8 protein-coding genes are annotated in these 6981 nt (G+C 71.0%); 1 reads left to right on the top strand and 7 read right to left on the bottom strand.

Annotated features, from left to right (window positions below; translation table 11 throughout):
• The 6 genes from EIP85_RS09185 to EIP85_RS09160 all read right to left on the bottom strand — a co-directional run.
• Positions 1-498, bottom strand: a 498-nt coding sequence (locus EIP85_RS09185) for a VOC family protein (RefSeq protein ID WP_164871685.1), incomplete at its 3' end; no start/stop codon positions are given.
• A gap of 375 nt (positions 499-873) precedes the next feature.
• Positions 874-1458 carry a GNAT family N-acetyltransferase gene (locus EIP85_RS09180; protein WP_241559937.1) on the bottom strand — a complete coding sequence of 195 codons (585 nt, stop codon included), beginning with the start codon at positions 1456-1458 and terminating at the stop codon, positions 874-876.
• Positions 1459-1460: 2 nt separating this feature from the next.
• Entirely contained in the window at positions 1461-2099 is a 639-nt protein-coding gene (locus EIP85_RS09175) for a hypothetical protein (RefSeq protein WP_127901883.1), read from the bottom strand.
• Positions 2100-2152: 53 nt separating this feature from the next.
• A complete protein-coding gene (locus EIP85_RS09170) occupies positions 2153-2287 on the bottom strand; it encodes an aa3-type cytochrome c oxidase subunit IV (protein ID WP_127901882.1) in 135 nt (44 codons plus the stop codon).
• A gap of 88 nt (positions 2288-2375) precedes the next feature.
• Complete coding sequence (locus tag EIP85_RS09165; protein ID WP_127901881.1) at positions 2376-3416, bottom strand: MBL fold metallo-hydrolase; 1041 nt, start codon at positions 3414-3416, stop codon at positions 2376-2378.
• The gene (locus tag EIP85_RS09160; RefSeq protein WP_127901880.1) at positions 3416-5125 is read right to left on the bottom strand and encodes an acyl-CoA dehydrogenase; all 1710 of its coding nucleotides are present in this window, start codon (positions 5123-5125) and stop codon (positions 3416-3418) included. Before EIP85_RS09160 ends, EIP85_RS09165 begins: the two co-directional genes overlap by 1 nt.
• A 116-nt stretch (positions 5126-5241) precedes the next feature.
• On the opposite strand from EIP85_RS09160, the gene EIP85_RS09155 reads away from it, so the two are divergent.
• Positions 5242-6186, top strand: coding sequence for an L-threonylcarbamoyladenylate synthase (locus tag EIP85_RS09155; protein WP_127901879.1), 945 nt, complete (start codon positions 5242-5244; stop codon positions 6184-6186).
• Positions 6187-6310: 124 nt separating this feature from the next.
• On the opposite strand, the gene EIP85_RS09150 is transcribed toward EIP85_RS09155, so the two are convergent.
• Positions 6311-6865, bottom strand: a complete 555-nt coding sequence (locus EIP85_RS09150) for a YqgE/AlgH family protein (RefSeq protein ID WP_127901878.1) — start codon at positions 6863-6865, stop codon at positions 6311-6313.
• Positions 6866-6981 lie beyond the last annotated feature (116 nt).

The raw sequence follows: 6981 nt of genomic DNA, 5'->3' as shown, positions 1-6981 counted from the left end.
GATTTCTTCGATATGGTCATCGCCGCGGCCGACGCGGAGGCGGTGGGCCTCGATCATCACGTCGGCATGGGTGCAGCCCTCGGGCGGGAAGAAGCGGTAGCTGGCGAGCTCGATGGTCAAGCCCATGGGATCGTTGAAGTAAATCGAATCCATGAAGCCCCGGTCCTTCACACCCGTGTTCTCGATCCCGCGCTCGCCCAAGCGGGAGACGGCCTGCGAGAAGGTCGCCCGGCTGACGTTGAACGCGATGTGATGGACGCAGCCCGGTTCGGTCGGGGTGCGGCGCGGGTCGGGACGGCGGCTCTCATTGGTGAAGATGGTGATGAGGCGGCCGTCGCCGGGGTCGAAGTAGAGGTGGCTTTCCTCCGGGCGGTCTAGGTTAGGCTGCTCGAACACGAAGGGCATGCCGAGGAGCCCCTCCCAGAAATCGATCGAGGTCTGCCGGTCGGCGCCGACGAGGGTGATGTGGTGGACGCCCTGGGCTTGGAGTTTGCGCATCTCTCTCTCCTCGGTTTTTCGGGGGAAGTGTAGCGCGGCGGGCGGGGAACGCGTAAGGGGCTGCGGGGGCTGGAAAATCGGGGTGCCGATTTGGCACCGATTTGACACCGCTTTCGCACCGTAGTGTACCGTATTTCGGGACAGGTGGGTAAGGGTTGGTTAAGGCCTTTCCGGCCGTGAGCTGTGGAAGGGCAGGGATCGTCCGCCGTCACGCCGGAGGCGTGCCGATGTTTCGCGGCACACGGAAGGTGCGACGGAGGCGGACGGGCGCTGGCCCGGCGGGCCACGCGACGCCGTATCGGGCCGGCGGGGGAAAGGTGGGGAATCGGGTGGTGCGCAATGAATGCGCACCCTGCGCGGGCCGGGGCGCGTCGGTTACGCCAGGTGCCGGACCATGCGGGTCGAGGCGGAAAAGCCGAAGATCAGGCGCAGGGGGCCCATGCGGTCCCTGCCGCAGGGGACGAAGCCCTCGCGTTCGTAAAGCGCCCGGGCCGGGGTGTTGGCATCGGCGACGTCGAGCAGGATATCCCGGAAGCCATGGCTGCGGGCCTCGGTGCAGAGCGCCTCGATCAGCGCGGCGCCGATGCCCTGGCCGCGGGCCGCGTCGAAGACGGCGAGGCCGTCGATGCTGAACTGGCCCGGGCCGACCGCCTGCGGCAGCGCCCGGATCAGGGCGCAGCGCCAGAAGGCGCCGAAGCGGCCGTAGACGGCCACCATCTCGGGCAGCCGGCCGATGGAGACGGCGCCGCGCGCCATGCGGAAGCCGGCGATGCCCAGAAGCTCGCCCCGCTCCGAGACGGCCGAGATCATCTGCTCGGGGCAAAGCACCCGGTCGAGATAGGCCAGGGCCCGCGTCTCCGGACCCAGAAGGCGGCCGAGCTTCGGGCCGAAGGCGAGCCAGTAGAGCGAGAGCGCGGCGGCGCGGTGCCCGGCGGCGAGGCCGGGACGGATCCGCGCCACGCTCACCCCGGCAGCCCGTCTGGGAAGTCGGGGAGGGCGGCGCGGCTATGCGGCGCGCTGCCGTTCGGGATCTCGACCCCCTTCAGGTAGGTGCGGATCGTGGCGCCCGGCATCTTCTCCATCTGCAGCATGAAGGCGCGGGGGAAGAGCGTGGGGTGGACCCGCTCGAACCCCGGCAGGGAGGAGATCAGATGCGAGGAGGCATCGGCGCAAAAGGCCTGGCTGACCCAGCCGTGGTCCTCGGCCTTGTGCAGCGCCTCTTCCGCCACGGCGGCGGGCACGGGGACGGTGATCGCCACAACGTGGTAGCCGGTGGAGGACTGGAAGCGGCGATAGGCGTCGAGCACCGGATCGGTGACGCCGTAGATCACGTCGCCGCGGATCGGGGCGACGCCGCGGGTCTCGGTCTCGAAGCTGCCGGCGGGGTCGAAGATCACCCGCTCGGAGGCGTTGATCAGCACCGCAGAATGCGCCCCGGTCCCCGCCGCGGAGCGGATCGAGGTGAAGAGCGTGATCGAAGGGGGATCCTTCGTGTCCACAAAGGCCGCGTGCTGGACCACCGGCTCGGGCGCGAAGGGGCGGCCCGACCCGCAGGCGGCAACAAATAGCACGAGGCCGAGGCTGAGGAGGAGGCGGCCCATGAAACTGTCCTGTCGCTTGGTCTTCGGTCTGTCGGCGCGGCGGCGCGCTGGCCCTAGCCGTTCACGAGGCCGACGAAGATCAGCACGCAGACGACGATGATGCCGCCCCAGGTGACCATCTTCACGAAGCCGTCGAAGGTCTTCTGGTGGTCGCGGATGTCCATCGACCCATGCTCGAAACCCGCCATCAGCACCGCTCCCTTTCAGCGTTGGTTTTCTGCCCAATAGCCGATTTGCGGGCGCCTGTCACGCCATTGCCGCCCGGCGGACCGCGGCTCAGGCCGTGGTCTGCCACAGCCAGGCGCCGTCCGCGCGCCGGGTCCGGACCGCGCGGCCGTTGCGGAGGAGGTGGTTGAGATGGGCCATCGCCTCGACCAGCGCGAGCCCGTATTCGGCCGGGCCGATCTCGCGCTTGAAAAGGGCGGGGAAACAGTCGACCGCGGTGCGCGGCTGGGCGAGGCGCTCCTGCAGCCGGGCGAGCGCCCCGGCGTGGTTCTCGATCATCTGGGACAGCCTGAGCGGCAGGCCGCGATAGGGCAGCTTGTGCCCGGGCAGGATCAGCTGGTCGTCGCGGGCGAAGGGGGCGAGGCGGGTACAGCTTTCCATCCAGTCGCCCACCGGATCGGCGGCGGGTTCGCTGGGATAGACCCCGAGATTGGGCGAGATCGAGGGCAGGAGCTGGTCGCCGCCGAGCACCAGCGCCTCCTCCTCGCACCAGAGGGTGGCGTGTTCGGGGGCGTGGCCGTTGCCGATCCGCACCTGCCAGTGCCGCCCGCCGAGACGGAGGCGGTCGCCCTCGCCGATGCGGGTGTAGCCCGGCGGCAGGGGGGTGACGATATCGGCGAAATTGAAGGGCCGCTCGGCGCGGCGGGTCGCGAGCATCTCGGCCGGCATGCCGGCGGATTGCCAGAAGGCCACGGCCTGCGGGCTGGGCGTCTCCTCTACGTCGAGCGTCAGCATGCGGGCCATCAGCCAGGCGGTGCGGGTGGTCAGAAGCTCTGCCCCCCGTGCCTGGAACCAGCCCGCGAGCCCGATATGGTCGGGGTGGTGATGGGTGACGACGAGCCGCGTCACCGGCCGCCCGCCGAGCGGGCCTGCAAGGACCGCCTCCCAGATCGCGCGGCTGCGGCGGCTGTCGAAGCCGGTGTCGACGACGGTCCAGCCGTCGCCCTCGTCCAGCGCGAAGATGTTCACGTGGTCGAGCTTCATCGGCAGGGGCAGGCGGAACCAGAGGATGCCCTCGGCGATCTCGACCGCCTCGCCCTCGGCGGGGGGGGCCTCGATCGGGTAACGCAGGGTCAGGCCGGGGCTGTCCATCAGGCCGAGAGGTCTTCGAGGGTCAGCGCGTAGAGTTCCCCTGCCCCGGCACGGGCCTGGGCGAGAAGGCCCGGGGTCTCCGGCAGGATGCGGGAGATGAAGACGCCGGCGAGGCGCGTGCGGGGGCCGGAGCCGCCCTCCGCCCGCGCGGCGCGCAGGTGGTAGTGGCCGCCGAGCGTCAGGGCGAAGGCGCGCAGGTAGGGCACCGCGCCGGCGAAGCGGTCCTGCATCCCGGCGGCGACCAGTTCCTCGGTCGCCTCGCGCAGGCTCTCGGCGGCGGACCAGACGGCGTTCGCGAGGTCGGGGAGGAGGGTGCGGGCGGCCTCGGCCTCTGCCTCGATCTCCTCCATCAGGCGGAAGGCGGCTTCGCCCCCGTCCATCATCTTGCGGGCGACGAGGTCCATCGCCTGGATGCCGTTGGTGCCCTCGTAGATCGCGGTGATGCGGACATCGCGGAGGTATTGGGCGGCGCCGGTCTCCTCGATGAAGCCCATGCCGCCGTGGATCTGGACTCCGGTGCTGGCGACCGCGATGCCGGTGTCGCTGCCATAGGCCTTGGCGATGGGCGTCAGGAGCGCCGCGCGGGCGGCCCAGTCGGCCTCCCCCGTGGCGCGGGACATGTCGATGGCGGTGGCGGTGGCAAGGGCGATGGCGCGGGCGGCGAAGACCTCCGCCTTCATCGTGGCAAGCATCCGGCGCACGTCGGCATGGTCGACGATGGTGCCGGGGCCCTCGACCGGGGTCTTGCCCTGGCGGCGCTCCGTCGCATAGGCGAGCGCGTGCTGGTAGGCGGCCTCTGCCACGCCGATGCCCTGGATGCCGACGGCGAGGCGGGCGTTGTTCATCATGGTGAACATGGCGCGCATGCCGTCGTGCTTCTCGCCGACGAGCCAGCCAGTGGCGCCGTCGTATTGCATGACGCAGGTGGGCGAGCCGTGGATGCCGAGCTTGTGCTCGAGGCTGACGACCTGGAGGCTGTTGCGCGCGCCGGGGTTTCCCTCGGCATCGGGCAGGAATTTCGGGACGAGGAAGAGGCTGATCCCCTTGGTGCCGGGCACCCCGTCCGGCAGGCGGGCGAGGACCAGGTGGCAGGTGTTGGCCAGGAAGTCGGCGTCGCCCCAGGTGATGAAGATCTTCTGGCCGGTGATGGCATAGGTGCCGTCGCCGTTGGGTTCTGCCCGGGTCCTGAGCGCGCCGACATCGGTGCCGGCCTGCGGTTCGGTCAGGTTCATCGTGCCGGACCATTCGCCGGAGATGAGCTTGGGCAGGTAGAGGGCCTGAAGCTCGGGGCTGGCGTGATGTTCAAGCGCCTCGATCTGGCCCTGGGTCAGGAGCGGGTTCAGCTGCAGCGCGAGGCAGGCTCCCGACATCATGTCGTTCACCGCCGAGGTAAGCGCGACCGGCAGGCCCATGCCGCCATGCTCGGGGGGTGCGGAGATCGCGACCCAGCCGCCGTCGCGGATCGCGGCATAGCCCTCGGCGAAGCCGGGGGGCGTGCGGACGACGCCGTTTTCCAGCCGGCTCGGCTGCGCGTCGCCGGGGCGGTTCAGGGGCGCGAGGGCGGTGTCGCAGAGGCGGGCGGCCTCCGACAGGATCGCGTCGGTCACCTCGCCGGCCTCGGCGTAGCGGTCGGTCGCCGTGACCGCCAGGAAACCCACGACGTGATCGAGGATGAAGCGCAGCTCTGTGGCCGGCGCGCGATACGTCATGGTCCGTTCCCCCCGGTCTGCGGCTTGGCATCGGCGCGGTGCGCGCGTATGTGACAGCCGTCCAATGGTAACGCTAGCGCATGTGCGCCAGCCAGCAAGCCGAACGCCGCGTCACGATGCCGACAGAGACCCATCTTCTGCCCGCCACGCCGGAAGGCGTCGCCCAGGCCAGCGCGGTGCTGGGGGCCGGCGGGCTGGTGGCCTTCCCGACGGAGACGGTCTACGGCCTTGGCGGCGATGCGCGCAATGGCCGGGCGGTGGCGCGGATCTTCGAGGCCAAGGGCCGGCCCTCCTTCAACCCGCTGATCGTGCATGTGGCCGATGTCGCCGCGGCGCGGCGGATCGTGCGCTTCACCGAGGCCGCGGAGCGGCTGGCGGATGCCTTCTGGCCCGGGCCGCTGACGCTGGTTCTGGAGGCGCGGCCGGAAGCGGGGCTCTCGCCGCTGGTCATGGCCGGGCTTCCGACGGTCGCGGTGCGCGTTCCGGCGCATCCGGTGGCGCAGGCGCTGCTGACGGCCTTCGGCGGGCCGGTAGCGGGGCCTTCGGCCAATCCCTCCGGCCGGGTCAGCCCGACGCGGGCGGGCCATGTGATGGACGGCCTTGGCGGGCGGATCGAGGCGGTGCTTGACGGCGGCGCCTGCCCGGTGGGGGTGGAATCGACCATCGTCGGAGCGGCGGGGGCGCCGGTGCTGCTGCGCCCCGGCGGGTTGCCGGTGGAGGTGATCGAGGCCTGCCTCGGGGCACCCCTGGGGGCCGCGGGCGCGGGGATTTCCGCGCCGGGGCAGCTTGGCTCGCATTACGCGCCGGGCGCGGCGGTGCGGCTGGAGGCGACGGAGGCGCGGCCGGGGGAGCTGCTGATCGGCTTCGGGCCGGTGGCGGGGGAGCTGACGCTTTCGGCCACGGGGGACATGGTGGAGGCGGCGGCGAACCTGTTTCACCTTCTGCGCGAGGCCGATGCGCGGGCGGGGGGCCGTGTGATCGCCGTGGCGCCGGTGCCGGACCATGGGCTGGGGCGCGCGATCAACGACCGGCTGAGGCGGGCGGCGGCACCGCGCGGGTAGGGCGACGGCAGGGGTTTCTTACGCCATAATCGGACAGACCCGCGGCGCCACGGGCGCCCACCCGCGGACGGGCGATGGCCCGCCTGGGCGCCCCGCTGTTTCGGGCCGGGGGAATTCGGAGGGTTCAGGCCCGGCCGGCGGTCGACGACAGCGTGAGCGCGTCGACGCCGATGGTCTTCAGCGCGCGCTCCCACTTCGTCGCATTGTCGAGGGAGAAGACGATCTCGGGGCTGGCCTCGCAGCTCAGCCAGCCATTGCGCAGGATCTCTGATTCGATCTGGCCGGGGCCCCAGCCGGCGTAGCCGAGCGCGAGGAGCGCGCGTTCCGGCCCCTTGCCCCGGGCGAGGTCCTCCAGCACCTGCAGCGTCGCGGTCATGCCGAAGGTCTCGTCGATCGGCATGGTGCCGTCCTCGGCCGAGTATTCGGGAGAATGCAGCACGAAGCCGCGCCCGTTCTCGACCGGGCCGCCGAACTGGACCTTCACATCGGCGCAGTCCGGGCCGGGCGTGATCTCCAGCTGCTCCAGCAGGCGGCGGAAGCCGGGTTCCGGCAGCGGCTTGTTGACGATCAGCCCCATCGCGCCGTCATCCGAATGGGCGCAGACGAGGATCAGGGCGGTCTCGAACCGCGGATCGCCCATGCCGGGCATGGCGATCAGGAACTTGCCGGTAAGGTCCATGGATTCGGGATCTGCTGCCATGACAGAAGGATGGGGCGCGGGGGAGCGCTCTGCAAGGCCTCGCGGCGGTGCAGCAAGGCCGCAGGCGGCGGTGTTTCGCCCGAAAGTGACTTTTC

The sequence above is a fragment of the Solirhodobacter olei genome, assembly GCF_004010155.1.
Classification (GTDB): domain Bacteria; phylum Pseudomonadota; class Alphaproteobacteria; order Rhodobacterales; family Rhodobacteraceae; genus Solirhodobacter; species Solirhodobacter olei.
Note: the sequence above shows the minus strand (reverse complement) of the source record. Positions and strands in the feature narration are given on the sequence as shown.

Excerpts from the sequence above, each read along its gene's own strand:
- EIP85_RS09155 (WP_127901879.1), top strand. The coding sequence starts at position 5,242 with ATGCCGACAGAGACCCATCTTCTGCCCGCCACGCCGGAAGGCGTCGCC.
- EIP85_RS09175 (WP_127901883.1), bottom strand. The coding sequence starts at position 2,099 with ATGGGCCGCCTCCTCCTCAGCCTCGGCCTCGTGCTATTTGTTGCCGCC.
- EIP85_RS09150 (WP_127901878.1), bottom strand. The coding sequence starts at position 6,865 with ATGGACCTTACCGGCAAGTTCCTGATCGCCATGCCCGGCATGGGCGAT.
- EIP85_RS09165 (WP_127901881.1), bottom strand. The coding sequence starts at position 3,416 with ATGGACAGCCCCGGCCTGACCCTGCGTTACCCGATCGAGGCCCCCCCC.
- EIP85_RS09170 (WP_127901882.1), bottom strand. The coding sequence starts at position 2,287 with ATGGCGGGTTTCGAGCATGGGTCGATGGACATCCGCGACCACCAGAAG.
- EIP85_RS09160 (WP_127901880.1), bottom strand. The coding sequence starts at position 5,125 with ATGACGTATCGCGCGCCGGCCACAGAGCTGCGCTTCATCCTCGATCAC.